Raw genomic sequence first — 21696 nt, forward strand, 5'->3', positions numbered from 1 at the left:
TGCCCCTCCTAGGTACCGTTTATGGAAACGGATGTGGATGTGGATTGAGCTGTTCAAGTGTGAGCGGCTGCTTGGTATATCCAAGTTCCATCGGTACCCTCAGCACCCTCTCAAGCCCTGTTACTCTTGTAAGGTGATGTCCGAATGTCATTGGCAGCATCCCTGGAATCAGCACTTTCACGCAATGCAGTCCGTTTCGTTTCGTTTCCGGTGTTGACTGATCCACCACAATCACATCGAGGTTCAATCGACGAAACTTCTGAAGAATGTCCTGCAGGTCATCGGTCAGATCTGCATGTGTCGACTTCCACTTGAATTCCTCATCAAACGACCGCAACGGATGATTATCGTCCAGCAAAAACTGCAGGCGCTCTTCCGCTTGCGGCAAACCGTACAGCATGCCGTGATCATCCATCTTCTGCACCAAGGAAGAATCTTGCAGCATTCGCACAAACTCATCCTGGTTCGTCTCTAATTTCTCATCAAGCGTCAGCATCATGGCAGCCAACTCGTGAACCGTGCTTTTCACCGCCCGGACTGGATCCAGATGAGCTCCGGCAGCACAGATGATATTCAATCCCTTTTGCTTCCTGTTTTTTGCCATCGCCCAAACGCTTGGAATTCCGTGCTCCATTGTCGAGTTATAAAAATGCAGATCATATCCCCCCACTGCCCGCACACGGTCGATCATTAACAGCAATTCTTGATCATTAGCCGAATAAGGGTCAAGACGCGGGAGAGGCAGCTCTGCGTACCAGGTCATCAGGAACGAATCACGTTCCACCACTTCCAAAATACCGTAGAAAATGGCTTCCTCCAAACTTCCTCCTAATGCGCATCCGTTAGAAGTTTCATAGACAAATCCATTTCCGCACCCTAAGCTGTAATAGGCAAGCAGCTCAGGAACCAAAATTGGACGTTCTTGCAAGAACGAATAGCCCCATACCCAATTTATCGGACGATCAGGGTTAAACTGTTCAAATGGAAAACCAGGACGGGCATACTGATCCTTCGCGTGCACTCCTACATTAATAGGATTGAGCGCTTGATCTTTCAGATTACGGTAACTATCATAGACCACCGTCCGTTTTCCACGGGGCGTTATACCGCAGGACCGCTCCAAGCCCTCCAAAATAGCAGTTAACTCACTTACTGCGTATGAATGAGTCCGGCCTGCTACTCCCTCGTCCCCTGAGAATAACGGCAAATTTACACCTACATCAGCAAAAGGCGGTACCAGGTCATACATTTTCCCATTAAAAATGCCCGTCCGGAGATCCAGATAGTCTTTAACTAGAACTTTACTCAGATCATCCATCGAACGGCAACGGTAACTGCCTTCCATTTTTGGACTTGGTTTTAGTGAAATTCGGGCCGCGTCCGGTGAATCGTCAGGTAATTGACTGCAAACCGGACATAACGGATCGGGCAGAAAAGGATGCCACGAACTCTTCAGTGTTTTCAGATTGAGTAAACATACCCGTCCTTCCGAGTGCGCCTCATCACCTTGCAAGATTCTTTGCACCTCCGCCCCAAGCAGGTTGGCTATCTGTAAAAGCCCCGTGCTCGATGCCCAAGCGTCACGCGGGATTCCTCCGTTCGCAGCTATCCTCTGCCCAATTTCCCACATCTCTTTACGGTCTCGTCCTGCCATGAGATGTCGCATATCCGCACATTGGGAGCACCCCTGTGTATCCGGGCGAACCAGCGGTCCTACCACGCCTTCTCCAAATGAGACGAATCCTCGCAGCCAAGGAATACCGGCTAAACGTAACACTTCTTCCGCTTTTTGATGAACGGAAGGATTCCAGGAATCGTGCAGCACTAGAACCAAATCAGTCGCTTCAGGTACTCCTGTCTCGAAATCCACATGACGAACTACCTGGTATTGTGCAGATAAATCTTCACACAAGTGGTCAGCTAACATTCCTTCTCCGACAACCACTACGACTGCACTCACAGGGATTCCTCCTCTCTCAGCAACGTACCATACACGCCTACCAGTTCCTTTTTCAAAATGGGTTCCAATCCCAGTTCGAAAACCATGATTCGCTTGCGGTTCCGTTTCAGGACCTGCATGGCTGACTGCAAAACCTCGGATATCTCTTCACTCGTACGGATTAAAAGGCTTTGCGGTGGCTTTTCTGCCAGAAACACGGACGAATTCGGCAACGCTGCTTGTTCCGATTGAATTTTTCCATCCATCAGCGCCTGCTGCAGCGCTTTTTGCAGCGCCATTGTTGAATTCAAATCTACACTGCCATACCATCGATCATTAGTACCGACCCATACCACAGGGAATCCGGAGACTTCCTTTCCCAAACCAATGATTGGTGCACCCTGCATGGTGGTCAGTGCTTGTAAATAATACCGGCAACGTTCATCTTCTACTTCACTTAACTGAACCCGGGAGACAACATTCTTCTGATCGGCCAGTTGTTTGCTCAGCTCCGCTGTTAAACACTTTTGCAATCCGCGGCAAACGCCTTCTGCAATTGTTTCTCCCGCTCCAACACCAACAATTTCTCCGGATTCAACTTTCTGTCGAAGAAGAGGAAGAGCGGAAACGATTACATCGGCCATTTGAGACACATACGCTTCAATACCAGACAGCCCCGCTTCCTTCCGTGCTTTCTTATGTGTCAGTTCTGTACAGACAATGCTCGGCAGAAGCTCTGCAGGTCCCACAGACAGCGGGTCAACTGCCTGTACGCGGCACTGTGCTAACGGTAACTGTTTTAAATCCTCCTCTTCTAAAATATGAAAAATACCTGATTCCGCTGATGTCAAATGGCTTAAATACAGAAGCAGCACGCCCAATTCCCCTTTGCCTGAACTCTGTTTGAGCCGCAAATCAAGATCTTGAATCCATTCAGCTGTAATGCGTCCGGTCACAAGCGGATGAGGCATGAAATCATGCCAATTACCTTCCATCGTATCCAGATCAAGCAGGAAGAATTGATTCCTCTGTTCTGATTCAGTAACTCCCGTAACGTTTTTAAACAATTCAAATACGATCACATTGGCCAGCATCGCTCCTGCTGTGGAAGTGAAACTGTGTAATTGCTCTTCTTTACCAAACACTGATTCGTGTATGCTGCGCCAAGCAGACTCCCAGCATCCTTCAGAGTCTGGATGAACCAGAGGACCTGCCAGACCCGCCTGGTGCAGAAATATAGCGGGGAGCAACAGCTTTTTCTCTTCCCTGCAAATCCTATGAAGAGCTCGCAGTTCCTCTACATTGCCTTCCTGCGACACATACAAAACCGAATCAAACGACTTCACGATCTCCCGCCAAGAACTTTCCCCCCCATTTTTCAGGATGACCTCCTCTACTGCTGCCTCGGGATCTGTTTTACGGGCATGTACCACCAATTCTTCTAACCGCATCCGATTGGTCGGTACTGAGTCCGTTATCAGCACATGAAACTTGGGCAATCCAGATTCAACCAGCGAAGAAACCAGCGAGACAAAAAAAGGGCCAGAGCCGATCGCCAACACTTTGGCCTGACGATAGGCTTGAAAACGGTACGCACCCGAATCAGCGAAACTTTCTAAAAATTCAATTTGAGAAGCATACTTTTTAAGAACCTGATCCGCCAATTGATGAGGACGGTCTTGACTTACATCCCGAACATACCCATTTTTATACAGCACTTCTGCAATTTCATATACACGATCTCGATATTGAACCGGCAATCCGTGTGTCAAATTCTCCAACGTGTACTCTCCATTGAACATTGGCATCAGCTTGTTAACCCACTGATGGATCGTACTGCCTTTCATATGGAATGAACTTACATTATTTCGAAAATAAACACCGCTGTCTGGATCAGGGAGAAAAAAAGTGTCCCTTTTCACTTTCAGACGCATAGAAGGGTTCAAATTTGTCATTCCGCTCCTCCTTACCCGTGAGCTGTCCTCAAATCTATAGCATCATTTTTCATTTCACTATAAGCCTATGTACCGTAATTTGTCTCTTATGTCTAATCTTTAAAGAGAAAAGCCCCTGCAATTCTGCAGGGGCTTTTCTCCTTAGATCACTTATACGAAAATTATCAACCGCCGCAGCGTCCCCCGCCGCAACGACCTCCGCAGCGACCGCCACAATTTCCACCGCATCTAAAGCAATTAGAGCACCGAAAACAATTAGAGCAGCGAAAACAATTAAAACAGCGAAAACAATTAAAACAGTTAAAACAGTTAAAACAATTAAAGCAGCTAAAAAAGACTCCAACTTGTCGATCTTCATTCATATTGTATTGATTGTATTGGTTTGGATCCCAATAAGTGGCCTCGTTAGCCTGGAAATCACCAATATTCAGCGATTGAAGTTCATTTTGGAAATTATTCATTTTTCATACCTCCGAATTTTAATTAATCATGTTTACTATCATAAAAATGATTAGAACGAAAACAACTGTGCAACAAGAGTGACTCAGCTAATACTTCTGATGCTTTCCTCAACAAAATATGACCACTGCTTGGGCATTGTTCCTGATTCAAATACCTATTTCCTTATTTTAAATTCCTGTTAATAAAAAAAAGGCTGACTCCAAAAGGTCACTTTAAGTGTCCTTTTGTGTCAGCCCCTTTTCACTAAATTTACTCCTTGTAATTAGGCAGATTTTTAGATTTGCACTTTTCCTTTATCAAACTGAATTTCAATCCCTTTTTGACTCGATTCATAAATCGCTGTTAATATTTTCATCATTTCAACGCCATCGTCTACTGAACTTAATGGGACTGCTTCACCTAAGCAGCTTGAGATAAAACAATCAATTTCATTTTGAAATCCTGAAGCGAAATCGAAACCTGCGCTGTCTACCTGTGGGGCGATGTTCAAAATTGTATTGTATTTTTCCGTAATGATTTTGAATTCAGGATCAATTTCTGCTCCACCTTTATCGCCATACAGTTTGATTATGCTTTCATCTTTTTGAGCATGGAGAGTATAACATACATCCACAACAAGAGAGGCACCGTTTTCAAAACGAATGATTGCATTCGCTAAATCCTCAACTGTGTTTTTGGTTGGATCATAATCAGCGGCTTTATAAAAAGAGAGATTTTTAATGTTTGAACGATTTCCAAGCTGAGAATACGTGTTTCCGCTAATCGATTTTACTTTTGGCCTCCCCATTAAATACCAGCATAAGTCAATGATATGGACTCCAACGTCAAGGAGCGGACCCCCTCCAGATATGTCCTTGTCAGAAAACCAGCCGCCTGGATTTCCTAGTCGGCGAAGTGAAGATGCCTTCGCATAATAAATGTCACCTAAATCTCCATTCTCGATGAACTTCTTTAATGTATGGATGTTATTGTCATAGCGGCGTACGAAGCCTACCTGCAATATCTTTCCACTGTTTTCAGCAGCTTGTTTTACCTTCAGCGCTTCGTCTAATGTTTTACTTAATGGCTTTTCCACTAATACATGCTTCCCATTTTCAAGTGCTGCAATTGCAATTTCTGCATGTGTATTATTCCATGTGCAAATACTGACTGCATCAATTTCATCGTCATGAAGAAGCTCTCTGTAATCCGTATAGACTTTTGAAGCGCCATACTTTTTTGCCTTTAATCTTGCCCGTTCTTCATTTAAATCACAGACGGAGGTAAGATCTGCCCGATCATTTTGTTCATAAGATTGTAAATGCGCATCAGAAATAGATCCTGTTCCAATTACTCCTATCTTTACTTTTCTCATATTATTATGCTCCCTTCGCCTTTACGTCTGAAAAGATTCGTTTCACATTTTCCAAGGAAATTCTTGCCCCTTTTTTGCATTCTTCGATCCCTTCAAACTCTACTGATATAAAGCCATCATAGGCAGAATTCTTGATAATCTTTATGATTTCGCGAATATCAATGTCCCCGTTTCCAGCAATTGCACCCCGCAAATAATTCGCTGAAGCAGTTTTAAACCAGCCTTCCCCGGGATTTTGAACAGCAGGACGATAATAAAAATCTTTAATATGAATCATGGAGGCGTATTGAATCGTCTTCTTTACAGCAGAAACAGGATCTTCTTCAACACAAAGGAAATTCCCCACGTCAAGTGTCGTTTTAAAGTTTGCTCTGTTTACGTCATCCACTAGCCTCAGCACCCGGTCACTTGCTTGGATATAATAACCATGATTTTCAACACTAGTTGTGATCCCATATTTTTTTGCATGATCTGCAATCCGTTGACAAGCAGCAGTAATTGCAGGCAAATCTTGTTCAAAATGTTGAATTGATGTTTCATTTAATGGGCGTGATGCTACATCGTGACGCATGAGTTTGACACCGAGCTGATTCGCTATATCTACTTCCTGTAATACTCTATCAATCTCAGCTTCATATGAATCTTCCGACTCTTTCACAAAGTTAGCCCCAATTGCATAGTTAGAAATTTCGATTCCGCTGTCTTCACAAGTCCTGCAAATTTGCTTGATGAGCGCCTCATTTCCATTTAAGGAAAAGTCTAAAGGAACAATTTCAATGTGTTCACTTCCATGATCAGCAGCCCAGCGTATCACATCTAAAATGGTCATTTCCCCTGATCGAAGCGCCTCTTGTAAACTATAGGAACTCAGTCCAAATTTCATTTTTCTCACCGCCTTTTCATTACTTTCTGACACCGCTTAGCGTAATTCCCTCAATTAGATATTTTTGCAGGAAAAGAAACAAAAGAATCATCGGTACAGTTGCCATTAATGCTCCAGCCATAAGCAGCGGATAATCTGTTGCATGCTGTCCCTGGAACGTTGCAATTCCAACTGAAAGAACTCTCATATCCTCTGAGTTCGTCATCGTTAATGGCCACAGGAAATCATTCCAAGAAGCAAGAATGGTGAAGATAGCAAGCGCTACAAGAGCCGGTTTTGATAATGGCAGGATAATTCTCCAATAAATTCCCCATAGTGTGCAGCCGTCAATTTTCGCTGCTTCATCCAGTTCTTTTGGAATTGACATAAAGAATTGCCGCAGTAAAAAGACACCGAATGCACTAAACATTCCAGGAACAATTAAGGCATAAAATGTGTTAATCCACCCTAGTTTGCTCATGATCACAAAGCTTGGAATCATGACTACTTGAGCAGGTACCATTAGAACGGATAAAAGGAGGATAAAAATAACATTTTTAAAAGGAAACTTTAAACGTGCAAAGGCAAATGCGGCTAATGAACATAATAATAATTGAGCAGCCGTTCTGCCGACTGTAACAATGATTGTATTTGAGTAATATTTCAAATAATCAACTGCTGTAAAAACTTCCAGATAATTATCGAACTTCCATTCTTTTGGAAAAATAGTTGGCGGTACTTGCATCGATTCAGTAAATGTTTTTAATGATGTTGATAACATCCACAAGAATGGGATCACCATTATAAAAGCCCCGAAGATTAACAAAATATGAATATACCATTTTTGTATTTTCATTTTCTATCTCTCCTTCCTTTAGGAATCATAGTGTACCCATTTATTTTGCAAACGCATCTGTATCACTGTAATAATTAAGATGATGATGAACAAAATGAATGCTTTGGCTGATGCATATCCCATTTCAAAGTATTTAAATCCGGATTCCCACACGCCATAAACAACTGTTCTCATTGGGTCAAGCAAAGAGGTCTCAGTCCCGACCATGATGAAGATTAAATCAAACATCTGCAGGGCGCTGATCATAGACATGACGAAGACGAAAAAAATGCTTGGCGTCAATAAAGGAACCGTTATATGAAAGAATTGACTTATTCTTGATGCACCATCCAGCTTGGCTGCTTCGTAATAAGAGGCGCCTATCCCTTGAAGCCCTGCAAGTAAAAGCACGATATTGTTCCCGATGCTCATCCATACACTTACTAAAATAATAGAGATTAGTGCAATTTTTTCATCAAACAGCCATTCAGGCTGAGGGAGATGAAAGATTCCGAGCACATAATTTATTAACCCGAATTCTGAGTTATACAGCCATTTCCAAACCATACCCACGGCAACAGGCATAGTGACAACAGGTAAGAAATAGAGTGTCCTGTAAATAACCATGCCTTTTATTTTTTGGTTCAGCAGCACAGCTACAAGAATCGCTAAGATGATAGAGAGCGGAACAGAAAGGAAAGTAAAGATCACCGTGTTTTTCATGGAACGAATAAACGTTTCGTCCTTCATTAAATTCATCATATTCTCAAAGCCATTGAAAACTGGTGCTGTTAACCCATCCCATTCTGTAAAGGATAAATAAAATGAAGCAGCTGCTGGTACCATATAAAAAATAAAAAGACCAAGGACAACTGGAGCGATAAACAGATATGCGCCAATCGCTTCCTTATTTAACTTCTTTTTTTCCGCTTTGATAACAACTGCTTCTTTTCTTTCAATCTTTAATGCTTTAGGATAGTTATTCAAGCTAAACTCTCCTTTCAAGGAAAGGTAATAGAATACAGCATTCTATTACCTTTCGTTTCTATGTTTTACTTTTCGTTTTTAAGAATGTCATCCATTTCTTTTTGTACAGTTTCCGCTGCTTCATCAATTGATTTTTTTCCTAAGAAGGCTTCCTTAAATTCTTTAACCTCAACATTTTGCCATTTTTCTGTATCCTTTGAAATTGGATAAGGAACTCCAAATTCTAAGGAATCTGTAAATACTTTAAGGTTGATTGAAGGGATTGATTCTACCCATAGGGATTCTGCCTCCTGATAAGCCGGAATGGAAAAACCAGATTCACCCATGTATTGACCTGCTTCTTTACCAGAAAGCTTTTTTAATAGTTCCCAAGCTAAGTCTTCGTGTTTTGTCTTGTCATTCATTGACCAGCTTAAGCCATGAACAATTGTTGCTTTTTGTTTGCCTTTAGGCAGAGGCGCTATGCCAAGATCTTCCCCCAGCATCTCATAATAGGTTGGAGCGATAACAGATATGGCCGGTGCCATGGCTGCTTTACCTGAACCAAAAATCTGATCGCCTTTTGTTTCAACCTGCGTTTTTGCGGAAGGTGAAATCCCTTTATCCATTAACCTTTTCGTGAATTCAAATGCTTCTTTTGTTTCTGGCAGGTTATATCCAGATTTTGTTTTATCCTCGTTAATAACATAACCGCCAGCCTGGTGAATTAAGTTGTAGTAGCCTTGCTGACTGAGATTTGAAGCAATATACCCATAGATTTTCTTATCTTTGTCCGTTAATTTTTCTCCTACTTCTTCAATTGTCTCCCACGTCCATGTTTCATCAGGATACGGAAGACCTGCATCATCAAACATTTTTTTGTTATAGTAAAGAGCTACTGAGTCTAAAAAGTAAGGCATTCCATATAAATGATCTTCATACGTATATAAGTCCACTAATGCCGGTGTATAAACACTTGTATCAATCTTGTCTTTTTCAATAAGAGGCTGCAGATCTTTAATCAAACCGTTTGAAGCATATTGATGAAAGTTTGGTCCATTCATCCAAAAAATATCTGGTCCGCTGCCGCCCGCTGCACTCGTTTTTAACTTTGCCCAATAATCAGCAAAAGGTGTATAGGTAATGTTCACTTTTACATTTGGATGTTCTTTCTCGAATAATGCAACTGATTTATCCACTACTTCACTCACATTTTCGTCCCAGAGAGCAACATTTAAGGTTACTTTTTCATCACCTGAAGATTTTTCATTGCTGCTGCAGCCAGCTAAAAATACTCCAAATACCAATATGATACTTAATAAGTACGCATAAGACTTTTTCATGTTGATCCCCCTATTCTCTTATTAATGTGATTGCTGATTTTTCCTTTGCAGATTGGTAAGCGGCTTGAACCACCTCTAATGTACGAAGACCGTCTTCTCCTGAAATCGATGGAGTCCGCATCCTTTGTACACAATCAATGAAGTCATTTACAAGTCCTGAATCCATATCGTCTCCCCATCCAATATGCTGCACCTTTTTCTGTTGGTCATTAAATAACACAAGATGCTGTTTAAAGGCATCGAGTGAGATTGTCCCTTTCGTTCCGACAATTTCCATCGTTACATCTCCCCATGTAGGGAATGTTTTGGGACGTGACCAGCTTGGATCAATCGTCACAATCGTACCGGACTCTAGTTCTAATGTGACAATTCCGCAATCCTCGACATCGATATTATAAAAACGGGTATCAAGTTCGGCATACACTTTTTTCACTTCTTCGTCTAATATCCATCTGATAAGATCCATAACATGAACAATATGGTCGACAGCAGCTCCTCCGCCTGATAGATCCTTTTGAACAAACCATCCCCCGGGCATTTGTCCATGATTTGTTGCATCAATTGCTACAATTTCTCCCAGTCCTCCGCTTCGAATCACTTCTCTTACCTTTTTGACAGCAGGAACAAAACGTACGGGAAAGGCCACTTGCAGGATCACGCCTTGATCTTTGCATATGCCGATCATTTCTTGTGCATCCTTGACTTCTGTTGAAATTGGTTTTTCACATAAAATATGTTTTTTAGCCTTCGCTGCTTCCATTACATGTTTTTTATGGTTCGCGTTTTCTGAACAAATGACAACGGCTATAAGATCTGTTTGGAGGAAGCTGGTGAGATTGGAATAGTACTGGCAGTTAAAACGTTCAGCCATCATGCTTCCTCTTTCAATATCCTCATCCCAAATCGCTGTCAGTTCGACATCTGCATGTTCAGTTAAATGTTCGGCATAACTCACGGCATGCATATGGGCGAAACTGATGATACCTACTTTCATTTCAACACTCCCCCTTTCTTGAGCTGGATTGGCTGGCCAATTTTCACTGATTCTAATGCAGCTTCTGCCACTTCAATCACTTTAACGGCATCTGCTGCAGTTACAATGGCACTTCTCATATTTTCAAGACAATCTGCGAAATGCTGAAGCTGATCTTCCAGAGGTGTACGTTCAACAAGATAGCTCGGAACCGCAACTCTTTCTTGCTTTCTGTCAATCTCGTGAAAAAGTTCTACTACAACAGGGTCTTGATCAGAACTTTTATACGTAATCATTCCTTCGCTTCCAGCAAGCTCAAAGGAAGCTGAAAATTTAGTAATACCCCAGGATAAGGTCACATGGGCAATTGCGCCTGAAGCAAAACGTAATGTGACAAGAGCATATTCAAGGTTTTCTCGTTTGATCCTTTTCGCCATTACACGTTCAACCTCACCGAATGTCCAAAGGAGCCAATCAAAATCATGAATGCCTAAATCTAATAGAACGCCACCGCTCTTGGATTCATCCCGATACCATTCATCACGGCCTTTTGGATATGGACAGCCCCTTGTTAATCTCATCACACCAGGCTTTCCAATTGCTCCATTTATGACTTGTTGTCTTGCTGCTTTGTATTCAGGAGAGAATCGCAGGACATGTCCAACGAATAGAGGTACATCGTATTTTTCACATAGATCCACAATTCTTCTTGCCGTTTTCGCATCAGCCGCTAATGGCTTTTCACATATGACCGCTTTTCCAGCTTGCGCCGCGATCTCAATGACTTCCTCGTGAAGGTGCGTTGGAACACAAACGTCAACAATATCAATAGGCAGCTGTTCAAGTGCTGTTTGTAAATGATGGAAACCTTTTACATTAAATTGTTCAGCAAGCTGAATGATGTTTTGTTCAGTCCGTCCGATAACAGCAACAGCTTCACAGCTTCCAGCATTTTTCCAAGCTTCCAAATGCAAAGTCCCCATTGTACCTGTACCAACCACAGCCACTCTCCTCATCATTCCACCTCATTTCTCATTTTATTGGTTAACACACGGAAGAAGCTGACATAAATTCTGATAAATGAATAGCCTTGCCTGTTTTACTGGATGCATTCGCAGCCAAAGTGACAGCTAACGTTTTCGCCGCTTCTCCGTACGGGGCCAACACTAACTCTTGATTGTTTAGGCGCACCGCATCAATAAAAGCTCGATCCTGCTCTCCATAAAAATCGTGGCTTGATTTATATGAAATCGTTTTTTCTTTATCAATGATGTGTAATGTTGAATTATCCAGCACTACTCTAAAGTCACGCCCTAATAGTTCAATGCCGGTATAATGATCTGCTTGTGTAAAGGAACTGGCTAGGTGTCCAATCGCACCTGACTCTAACGTCATGCTTACAGATGTTACATCCGGTATATCGATATCTGGAATATCTCCCATCAGCTGCAATGCCATATTTGCATATACAGTGGTCACATCACCTGCTAAATAACGGATTAAATCAAGTGTGTGTGTAGACTGCTCCACTAATTGTCCTCCTGACTTATTCATCAGACGATACCAAGGGGTTTGAACAAATGATGTAATATAATGCCCTCGAACCATTGCAATTTCTTTACCCCGTAAATAATCTTTTGCCTTTGAGACTGTATCCAAATAGCGCAGGCAATAACCGGTTGAACAAATAATTCCTGCTTCCTCGATAACTTTGGCCTTTGCTGCAACAATTTCCAAATCAAGTCCCAATGGTTTTTCAACCATCATATGAATACCGCGTGCAGCAGCTTTTTCTTCAATATCTCCGTGTGCAAAAGGCGGTACACAAATAAAAAGTGCATCAAGTGATTCGTTATCAAGCATCTCATCTACATTGGTGTAGCCATTTGCTCTATATTGATCTCCTGCTTGCTTAACCCGTTCGGCAGAAATATCACAGACTGCAGTGATTGTTGCATGTTCAATACTGCTGATATTTTTCAAGTGGACGGAAGCAATTCCGCCAACTCCAATAAATCCAACTTTTACGTTTGCCATTTTTTTCTCCCCCTATACTTTTTGTGCAGCTGTTCCGCTTGCTAAAATAACATCCATATGACGCGCCGTATCGTTTGCTAATTCATTTGGGGAAATATGATAAGGCGTTAATTCAGCTGTAATCACGTCATGATAGCCAATCTCGCGAAGTGCTTCCATTACCGAGGTCCAATTCACATCTCCAGATAAAAGCGGTACAAATCCTGTAATATTCCCCACTTGTGTTGAGAAATCTTTGACGTGTACTTTACGTATACGGTCCTTGAGTATTCGGATCCATTGTTCAGGATATCCGAATTGCAGGACGTTCCCGACATCAAAATAGGCACCTACATAGTCTGAATCAATCTCATCGATGTAACGGGCCATTTCAAGCGGTGACAATAAAAAGCGGTTCCAAACATTTTCAACACCAATATGTACCTCCTTCGTTTCTGCAACAGCTGACAGGTTCCGCAGCTCATTTTGACTAAGTTCATAACAGGCTTCATAGGATGTTTCTGCATTCACGAGTCCTGGAACAACTAAAATCGTATCGATCCCCATAACACTGGCCAGCTCTAATTGCTTCTTTACAATGTTCCTTCCGTGCTCCCGAATCCTTTCATCCGGTGATGAAAGAGGTGCTTTCCACAGGAGAGCTGTCGATAAGCTCGGAAGTTTTAGACCTTGCTTTTCTGCCAGCTTTACAATCATTTCTGCTTCCCTAGCGGTTGTATCTAATGTTAAGCCAATCCCATTTTTCTCATAAACATTCAGCTCCACCGCATCAAATCCAGCATTGGAACTATATTCAAAAACCTTCTCTAATGACGTCCCTTCTGGGTAACACCATTGGTTAATTCCCTTCAGCATATAAACCCCACCTTAATTTAAATATTCAGATTTTTCACAGTGTGCTAGATTACAGGCGATTGAAATTTTTCTTGCAATAGAACAGCAGCGGCGCCCAACATTTCAAATTCTGTACCAAGAGTCGTTGGACGAATCGTTATGTCTTCTCTTAAAACCGGAATGACATGCTTTGAAACATGCTGTTGGATCGCCTCTAAAAAGATTGGATTACCTTGAACAATCTCACCGCCAAGAATAATGACTTCCGGATTAAATAAATGGATATAATTAATGACTCCTGCAGCTAAATACGAAACGACTTCCTCTAAAATTTTCAGACATAGCTCGTCCCCCATATTTAAAGCTTTGATAAAAATAGCTGGAGTAATTTGGCTAATATCATCAGGCACAAGTTCTTGAATCTTCGTAGACTGTCCCCTTGTCATAATCGCGGATAAGATTTTCGAATAAATAGCCGGCCAGCGTACATAGCTCTCAAGGCAGCCAACATTCCCACACTCACATCTCACTCCGCTTCCGCGGTCAACCGTTGTATGACCCAATTCTCCAGAACTGCCTTTATGTCCCCGGTAAATTGAGCCGTTAATCATAAGTCCTGATCCTAGACCGTCACCAACTGTAATATAAAGCAAATCTTTAAACTGATCATAAGGCCCAAAATGTTTCTCTGCTAAAACGAAAGCATTCGTATCATTTTCTAAATAAGTCCGTAAACCAAATTGCTGCTCAACTAATTGTTTTAAAGGAACATCACGCAGATCCAATTTTGTATTATAAGAAATGATCCCTTTCTTGGCATCAACAATCCCTGGAGTAATAATAGTAATACCGACACATCTATTCATATACTCTGTTTTTTCAAGAAACTGCCTGATCAGTTCCAATACATGTTCAATGACCGATTGTCCGAACAGAAGATTGGTTGAATAGATTTCCTTTCGGCGTATTTCAGCCTCTAAGTTCATTTCCGTAATCTTTATAAATGAATTAGTAATGGAGACACCAATTATAAAATGACTATTAGGATCAAAGCGCAGCAGCACTGGTTTTCTGCCCCCATTTGATACACCAATTCCATCTTCACGGACGAAACCTTCATTCATCAATTCATTAACAGCTGATGTAACTGTAGTAGGACTAATATTAATCCGTTTCGCAATTTCGCTTCTAGAAATAGGGGCTTGTTTTCGAATCATATCTAAGATAATAGAACGGTTTATCTCTTGGATTAGTTTTAAGTCCCCAGTTCTTCGCATTAAGGTATACACCCCTGACATATTCATTTTTCAATACATACTTTTTCCATTGGCTTTATTAAGATAGGATGATTAGGACTAGACTTATCATTCGTGATAGCAGAAGTAAATCTTTGTGATTTGAAGTGTGGTTTTTTCTTTAAGTGATGTTTTTCCAGCAGTATTTGTATAATCATGATGAGGGGAGAAGGATTTGTTGATTCCATTTGTGGTATATCTTTTGATGAAGGATGAAACACTTTCTTTTTCCAATGAGTTTATTAAGTGGAATTTCTCCTTTATTATAAACAGCATGTAATCTGCTAATAAATGGATAAATATATCTATTTTCTTAATTTTCTAAAAAATAGTCATTATAGTTCATCAGCCATGTATCTCTTCTTATTCTTTCTCTAGTTCTCATCCTCTTCCGATACTTAACTATAGAAAAAAACGTATTTTTTAATTTATGAATACCTATGCAATCTAGTTACATATGGGATTGATTTCATAAAAGCTCAAATTTATATTTTATCTCTGTGAGTTCAATATCTGTAAACAATTAACAATTATATTACCTTGCGGTTATCCTCTCACTTTTATTGCATTAGTTTAATAGCTCAAAGAAATACCTGACTTAAATTACAAGCGCTACAATGATTAGTGTCGCTATGCGTGCCTTTCCTAATAAAAGGAAATGACATTAATGACAAAATACCTATTTATCAAAACGAAAACGAAATCCTGGATGATTTCTAGTAATTTAGCAGCGTGATTAGACCATTTTTTAAATGATTCTTCAATATGATTCAAAAATGTATACTCAGTTACATTCCCAATTGACTCCTAACGTGATTTCTCAAATGCAGCGTACTGTTGATATTTTTAAAATGCACTTCCGAGTGGACTAATGGTTATGAAGTAATCTATAGAGGTATCTAAAAAATATTAAACTGCTGTTATTCAGCTTACTAATTGAAGAGTTTATGGCACAAAAACGTTATACGGATCAAAGTATTAAGCTTTCTTTATACATCTACATGCTTTTAGAGGGATGTCTCTTATATGAAGGCATTAATCACCCCTATCTGCGAAGGTTTATACTAAAGTTTCCTATCGATAAATCAATCAAGTCTATTACCCTTCTTACAATTACCCTCACAAAAAAACATTCTCCAAGAACATATATGATATCTTTTCTTTTTTAACGAAGGAGTGTTTTTTTGGATTTTTACAGTTTATTGCTCTTTTCTTTATGTATCGTATTTCCAGTGATTCATCTGATTCATAGTTTGCCTTGGTTCAAAAGGCAGACTGAGAAGTTAAAGTTTCCTGCAAAAGAGGATAAGGGCATCAGCATTTTAATTCCCTGCTACAATGAACAGGGAATTATTGACACTTCTATTTTCAGTATGAAATCTCTGTCCTACTCAGAGTACGATGTCATTTACATTAATGATGGGTCTACTGATGACACTATGCTTCTGATGAATCAATTCCTGCAGCTGAAGCCAAGCTCTAAGCAGCCGCTTAGAAAAATAGCCCACCAAAAGATTCTGGGATTTTATCAATCTGAGCTTTACCCGAATATTTATGTAATAGATAAAGTGAATGGGGGAAAGGCAGACTCTTTAAACGCCGGAATTGAGCTTGCACAAAAAGAGCTGGTGATTACTCTTGATGCAGACACGATTTTGACAGATAAGGCGCTTCCTGTGGTGAATGATGCTTTTGAGGATGAGAACGTTGTTGCTGCAGGGGGAATGGTTCATGTGCTTCAGACGAAAACTGCTGAACCGTTGAAATCTTTATCTCTGCTTCGTGCAAATCTTCTTGTCAGCGTTCAAGCTCTCGACTTTCTTAAAGCCTTTTATATTACCAAAATGTCGCTTGCCCGCTTCCATGCTTTAGCGATCATTTCAGGTGCTTTTGGTATTTTTAAAAAGCAAGTGCTGATCGAAGTCGGAGGATTCAGAACGACGATAGGAGAGGATATTGATATTACCTTGCGTATCCATAGACATATTTCCAATCATAAAAAGAAGAAAATTATCTTCATACCTGAAGCGGTCTGCTATACGGAGCTTCCGGAAAATTGGAAGGATTTATTTAAGCAGCGGATCCGCTGGCAAAAAGCCTTTATCGATTGCGTCATACATTTCAGGGGATTTCTGGGGAAAACCCTGTTTAAGAAACCTGTTTCATTCTTTTATTTGATCGAATCCTTTCTGGCGGGAACCATTGCAGCTTATGTAATGACTGGATTAATTGTTGTAAACGGAATGATTCATCCCCCATCTTCCTATATGGACTACTTGTTGTTTTTTTTCATTTACATACTGATATTCGGTTTGATATATGATCTAGCTGCCGTTCGAATGAGCAGACATTATGGCATTTCTTTTAAAAAGAGAGAAATTCCGAAATTGCTGGTGGCGATTCTTTTTGACGTACTGATCTACCGGCTCGCCACGATGATATTCATTATGTACGGCAGCATTGCCTATTTCTTTAATCAGAATTGGAATAAGGTTGAGAGAACAGGCAGGGATTATCAGACTGATTCAGAAACAGCGGCTTAATAACAAAAAAAGGTGCCAAAACCGGCACCTTTTTTTCAGTTTAAATTCCTGCAGCCTCTTATTCTCAAAATCTACGACATACAATTTCCACTCTGATCCACCGCTATATCATGCGGAATCCTCAATTCGCCTTCTTTCTCACCCCAACTTCCAAAACGCTACAGGATATTTTTATCAAGGACATGACTTGGCTTGTGAGGTTTTCCTTCGCTCCGTTCAAGAAATTTCCGCCGTCCGCTCCATATACTTTTTCCTACTCTACTTGCTTCACCTTCTGCTTTTTTCTCTTCTTCCGTTTGTGAACAGAATTCCCCCGCTGTAGGATTCCGGCTCTGGTATCTCCACTGGTTTTTCTTTAAAATAACATCCGATCCTCTCTGGCAGAACCACACAATCAGGCGAGTCAGGCTGAGTGCTGCAGGAAGCAGAGTTTTCATTTTATTCAGCTGCATTTCCCTCCATAAAAGTAAATGATTAATATGGCTATTAAAACTAGACTTATAGCATGAGAAAACGGTTTGCAGATTGGAATGAGACAATACTTAGAAAAAATAGACACCCAGTAAATCTGAGTGTCTGAAAAAACTTTCATCATGGGGTATCTGAAGCATCAATTAGCTTCCATTCCTGAAACTCCCCTTCCCCTAATTCTTGTATTTCCACAAGTGTACCATCCTCTGGCCGGTTATTCTTAACTCCCAGAACTTTGCCGCTGTTAACAGCACTGAAACGATACGTTCCATCCCAGTGATCGGTTATTCTCCATTGCTGGTTGCCGTAGCCCAGATACTCCCAAACTTGCACATCGTCTCCGGGAGTGATTCCGGATGCATCCAGTACGAACTTGCTGTCACCTGCGTGAACTTTATATGCTCCAGGGGAAACCCCATCAATCTTCCACGTTTGCTCCCCGTCTGTCTGAAGTCTTGCTTTAGAACCATTTGAATTCCCTTCAGGTGTAAGGATTTTACCGGCTGTCTTATCAGCAATCTTAAAGGCCGCCTTGCTGTCAACGATTGTTCTGCCGATAAGCTTTCCATTATTTGAAGTAGCAGTAATGATGCTTCTGCCGTGCCCTGTCATCCTGACTTCTGCACTGCGTTCATCCAGTTTCTTAACTTCGGCTGCATCTGGATTACTTGATTGCCATCTTATTTTTTTATGCTTGTCTGCTGCCGGAAGGATAGCTGCCGAAAGCTTGTGCGTTCCGCCGAGTGGGAGAACAAGCTTTTCATGGTCCATGAACATTTCAGAAGGAGCTGCACCTTCATCCTTCCAGACTCCTTTTAATGGATAAACATCGAGGGAAACGATTTTCACATTACCGCCTTTTGTATAAAAGCTCATGCCATCGCTTGCCCCGTCAGGAAACACAACATTCGAGAAGACTGCCTGGCCATCATTGCCGAATACCTCAATAGAAGATTCGTCTACAAAAATACGCATTTTCACTCGGTTGTTTTTTTGTGCTGCATTTATTTCATGATAAGTGGAAAACTTGTCAGAAAAACTGATGTCTCCTGATTCAGACCTGTCAAAGAATATCTTAGCCTCTGCTGCCTTATAGCCCACAACGGTTTTCTGAGAGTCAGATTCCCTTAGCCTGAATCCAAATTCTGCCTGGCTGTTTTCAGGCAGTTCAACTTCTGCAGCAATTTCATAGGATGTACCTTTTTCGTTTGCCATCAGATTGGCATCTCCTGGCTTTACTGTTTTGCTGCTCCATGATGAAGCTGATCCTCTTAGCTTCTCCAGTTCTTCAATCGGCTCCTGGTACAGTCTGATTCCTTCACCAGGAACAGTCTTCAATGTAAGCTCCCGCGGAATGGACATTTGCCCTTTCCATGGTGAGGTGGGAAAACTGAATGGATAATCCCAGTTGCTCATCCATCCTAATGAAATTCTGCGTCCGTCTTCGTCTGGAATGTCCGAAAAAGACATCGCTGCATACATTTCTTTGCCAAACTCATTTTTCAGCACAGTGCCTGCAGGGTGATCGCTGACGAAACGATTTCCGTCAAATGTCCCCACAAAGTATTCTGAATCTGATCCGCCGGTTTTAGGATTCGCTCCAGTACTGATGGATAGAACCCATTTTTTCTTGTTTGGATCTCCGTCAACCGGCAGCTGGAAGAAGTCAGGGCATTCCCACACTCCCCCTCTGACGAAATCCCCGTACCCAAATGATTCAATCATTTCCCAGTCAAGGAGATTTTGAGAGGTAAAGAAACGGATGTGATCTCCCCCGGATATGACCATGACCCATTGCTTATGATCCTCATCCCAAACGACTTTCGGATCCCTGAAGTCCCAGCCCTGGCCGCCATAAAATTCACCGATATTCGGTATGATCGGGTTGCCATCATAAAATTCCCATGTACGCCCCTTATCTTTGCTGTAAGCAACGCCGATTTTCTGATCGCCATTGTGCTTTTCAGGATTAAACGATGTGTAAAAGGCAATCAGCCCCGATCCTTCCTCGTTAAATAATCCGGACGCATTGGTTTTATCAACGACAGCAGAACCTGACCATGCATGTCCCATCTCATTCCATGGAATCGCGATCGGCAGCCTCTTCCAGTGGACAAGATCCGTGCTTACCGCATGTGCCCATTTTCCGCCGTCCTGATGGAAAAGGTGATATTCCCCTTCATAATAAACTAAGCCGTTCGGGTCACTTGCATAGCCTCTTGCCTGCGTAAAATGATACTGCGGCCGGTATAGCTCAGAATAATAGTCGTCAAATGGAGTGGCGTAGACATGCTGAAAATACGCGGTTCCATTATCGACATTCAATCCGAATTTTCCGCTTGAGTAGGCTGAGTCTTTTACAGAAATCACCGGATCGGCATATCCATCGAAATAGATTTTCATATCATTTCCATCAGCATGAATTTCAAAATGATAGGTTTTGCCTGTTTCTATCTTCCGCTCAGCCATTCCCATAGTACGATCTCCTTTCAAATCAAGGAGACGGATCCTGTTCAGATTGGGATCCAGAGTTAGCATATATCCTTCCCTGCCATCTCCATTTCCTCTGAATACAAGTCCTGCCGTACCAAAAGGAGCTTCATCTTCATCATCTACCTTTACATCTCCTTCTAAGACGAAATCAGCTCCCGTTGTTTCTGCCATCCGGTAAGTATTTTGTTCTGCAGGGCTCTGCCCCATCGTCCCGTCAAGATGCGGAGTCCACTCACCATTAATGGATTGCCACCCTTCTAAATTGGACTGCAAATCACTCACTTGAATGTTTTGAAAAACGGCATCTCCGCTTGCATGTAAGCCAAAAAGCCCTCTTGTGTAGGTGTCGTCATCTGCCTTCAAAACTGGCATCCCTCCATTCTGCCAGAAGACCTGCAAAGAAGAACCTTCCGCTTTTACCTTTATGCGGTAAAGGATTCCGGGTTCAATCGGCATCTTTGCTTCCGAAAGAACTCTGTTCTGATTGACATCCTTCAGCTGCAAAATGTCTTTTCTTGCATCAGCCTTTACTTGGTATGCCTTTAATCCTGCTTTATCAGACCGGAATAACAAGGAGCCGGTTGCAGTTTTGTCTTTTAGGAGAAGATCCGATTCAAAGGTGAAATCAGCAGAAGAAGTCGTGGAAATGGAATAGATATTCTCTCCTTGCTCAGGGGTAGCCTCTAACCCTTCAAAACCTGCCTGCCATTTGCCGGTTTTTGTTTTTAACCCTGTTAAATTCGTCCGCACTTCACTCATTTGAACCTTGCTGAAGACAAGCTTTCCGCCCTCCGCATGAAAGCCTGTAAATCCTTTAGAATGACTGAAATCCTTAAGGTCCATTACCTTTTTTTCATCCACAAATACGCTAATGGACGGACCATCTGACGTTATTTTCACTCTTGTCTCAGCATTCGCTTTCACTTTGAACGGAACACTTTTCAGAATACGGTCCTCATCCAGTGCAGAAAGAAAAACGCGGTCCCGTTTGGAATCCAGACTTACTTTATATCCTTCTGTGCCTGTCTGATTTGCGCGGAAGACGAGTGACCCTGCGCTGTTCTTAGCGAGTTTTATCGTTGCTTCATAGACCAGATAGCTGCCTGTTTCTGAAATTGATAGAATAAGTGCAGATTTATTTTTAGCTGCAACCCCTTTAAGAGAGCCATCCGTTTCCTTATTCCAGCTTCCCGACAAAGCGGTGTAGCCGAATATCGCCGTTTTATGTTCATCGGCTTCTCCTCTGAATCCCTCCAAAGAAAATACTGAAAAGAGCAGGGCAGCAGCGGCCGCCAGTTTAACCAAAGTCATTTTTTTCATCTATATAACTCCTT

Annotated in this window: 16 protein-coding genes; 1 reads left to right on the forward strand and 15 read right to left on the reverse strand. The window is 41.6% G+C overall.

What is annotated here, in order from left to right; genetic code table 11:
- Positions 1-19: 19 nt before the first annotated feature.
- The 13 genes from QLQ22_RS20465 to QLQ22_RS20525 form a co-directional block, all read right to left on the reverse strand.
- Positions 20-1960, reverse strand: coding sequence for a TOMM precursor leader peptide-binding protein (locus QLQ22_RS20465; RefSeq protein ID WP_284015437.1), 1941 nt, complete (start codon positions 1958-1960; stop codon positions 20-22).
- The gene (locus QLQ22_RS20470; protein WP_223437592.1) at positions 1957-3894 is read right to left on the reverse strand and encodes a putative thiazole-containing bacteriocin maturation protein; all 1938 of its coding nucleotides are present in this window, start codon (positions 3892-3894) and stop codon (positions 1957-1959) included. Before QLQ22_RS20470 ends, QLQ22_RS20465 begins: the two co-directional genes overlap by 4 nt.
- 164 nt (positions 3895-4058) lie before the next feature.
- Positions 4059-4355, reverse strand: a complete 297-nt coding sequence (locus tag QLQ22_RS20475; RefSeq protein ID WP_223437594.1) for a heterocycloanthracin/sonorensin family bacteriocin — start codon at positions 4353-4355, stop codon at positions 4059-4061.
- 275 nt (positions 4356-4630) lie between these two features.
- Complete coding sequence (locus tag QLQ22_RS20480) at positions 4631-5710, reverse strand: Gfo/Idh/MocA family protein (RefSeq protein ID WP_284015438.1); 1080 nt, start codon at positions 5708-5710, stop codon at positions 4631-4633.
- A 4-nt stretch (positions 5711-5714) separates the two neighbouring features.
- Positions 5715-6593 carry a sugar phosphate isomerase/epimerase family protein gene (locus QLQ22_RS20485; protein ID WP_223437597.1) on the reverse strand — a complete coding sequence of 293 codons (879 nt, stop codon included), beginning with the start codon at positions 6591-6593 and terminating at the stop codon, positions 5715-5717.
- Positions 6594-6612: 19 nt separating this feature from the next.
- Complete coding sequence (locus QLQ22_RS20490) at positions 6613-7428, reverse strand: carbohydrate ABC transporter permease (protein ID WP_223437598.1); 816 nt, start codon at positions 7426-7428, stop codon at positions 6613-6615.
- 18 nt (positions 7429-7446) lie between these two features.
- Positions 7447-8394, reverse strand: coding sequence for a carbohydrate ABC transporter permease (locus QLQ22_RS20495; protein ID WP_420828799.1), 948 nt, complete (start codon positions 8392-8394; stop codon positions 7447-7449).
- A gap of 65 nt (positions 8395-8459) precedes the next feature.
- Positions 8460-9716 (reverse strand): ABC transporter substrate-binding protein, encoded by a 1257-nt coding sequence (locus QLQ22_RS20500; RefSeq protein ID WP_223437599.1) that lies wholly within the window; start codon positions 9714-9716, stop codon positions 8460-8462.
- A gap of 10 nt (positions 9717-9726) precedes the next feature.
- The gene (locus QLQ22_RS20505) at positions 9727-10710 is read right to left on the reverse strand and encodes a Gfo/Idh/MocA family protein (RefSeq protein ID WP_284015439.1); all 984 of its coding nucleotides are present in this window, start codon (positions 10708-10710) and stop codon (positions 9727-9729) included.
- On the reverse strand, positions 10707-11690 hold the full coding sequence (locus QLQ22_RS20510) for a Gfo/Idh/MocA family protein (RefSeq protein WP_284015440.1): 984 nt from the start codon (positions 11688-11690) through the stop codon (positions 10707-10709). The genes QLQ22_RS20505 and QLQ22_RS20510 overlap by 4 nt, the downstream gene beginning before the upstream one ends.
- A 43-nt stretch (positions 11691-11733) precedes the next feature.
- Positions 11734-12726 carry a Gfo/Idh/MocA family protein gene (locus tag QLQ22_RS20515; RefSeq protein ID WP_284015441.1) on the reverse strand — a complete coding sequence of 331 codons (993 nt, stop codon included), beginning with the start codon at positions 12724-12726 and terminating at the stop codon, positions 11734-11736.
- Between the two features lie 12 nt (positions 12727-12738).
- On the reverse strand, positions 12739-13581 hold the full coding sequence (locus tag QLQ22_RS20520; protein WP_284015442.1) for a sugar phosphate isomerase/epimerase family protein: 843 nt from the start codon (positions 13579-13581) through the stop codon (positions 12739-12741).
- Positions 13582-13625: 44 nt separating this feature from the next.
- Entirely contained in the window at positions 13626-14837 is a 1212-nt protein-coding gene (locus tag QLQ22_RS20525; protein ID WP_284015443.1) for an ROK family transcriptional regulator, read from the reverse strand.
- A 1202-nt stretch (positions 14838-16039) separates the two neighbouring features.
- On the opposite strand from QLQ22_RS20525, the gene QLQ22_RS20530 reads away from it, so the two are divergent.
- Positions 16040-17398, forward strand: a complete 1359-nt coding sequence (locus QLQ22_RS20530; RefSeq protein WP_284015444.1) for a glycosyltransferase family 2 protein — start codon at positions 16040-16042, stop codon at positions 17396-17398.
- Between the two features lie 158 nt (positions 17399-17556).
- On the opposite strand, the gene QLQ22_RS20535 is transcribed toward QLQ22_RS20530, so the two are convergent.
- Positions 17557-17850 (reverse strand): hypothetical protein, encoded by a 294-nt coding sequence (locus tag QLQ22_RS20535; RefSeq protein ID WP_284015445.1) that lies wholly within the window; start codon positions 17848-17850, stop codon positions 17557-17559.
- Positions 17851-17989: 139 nt separating this feature from the next.
- Entirely contained in the window at positions 17990-21682 is a 3693-nt protein-coding gene (locus QLQ22_RS20540; protein ID WP_284015446.1) for a GH32 C-terminal domain-containing protein, read from the reverse strand.
- Between the last annotated feature and the right edge of the window lie 14 nt (positions 21683-21696).

The sequence above is a fragment of the Metabacillus hrfriensis genome, from assembly GCF_030127205.1.
GTDB classification, from domain to species: domain Bacteria; phylum Bacillota; class Bacilli; order Bacillales; family Bacillaceae; genus Bacillus_P; species Bacillus_P dongyingensis.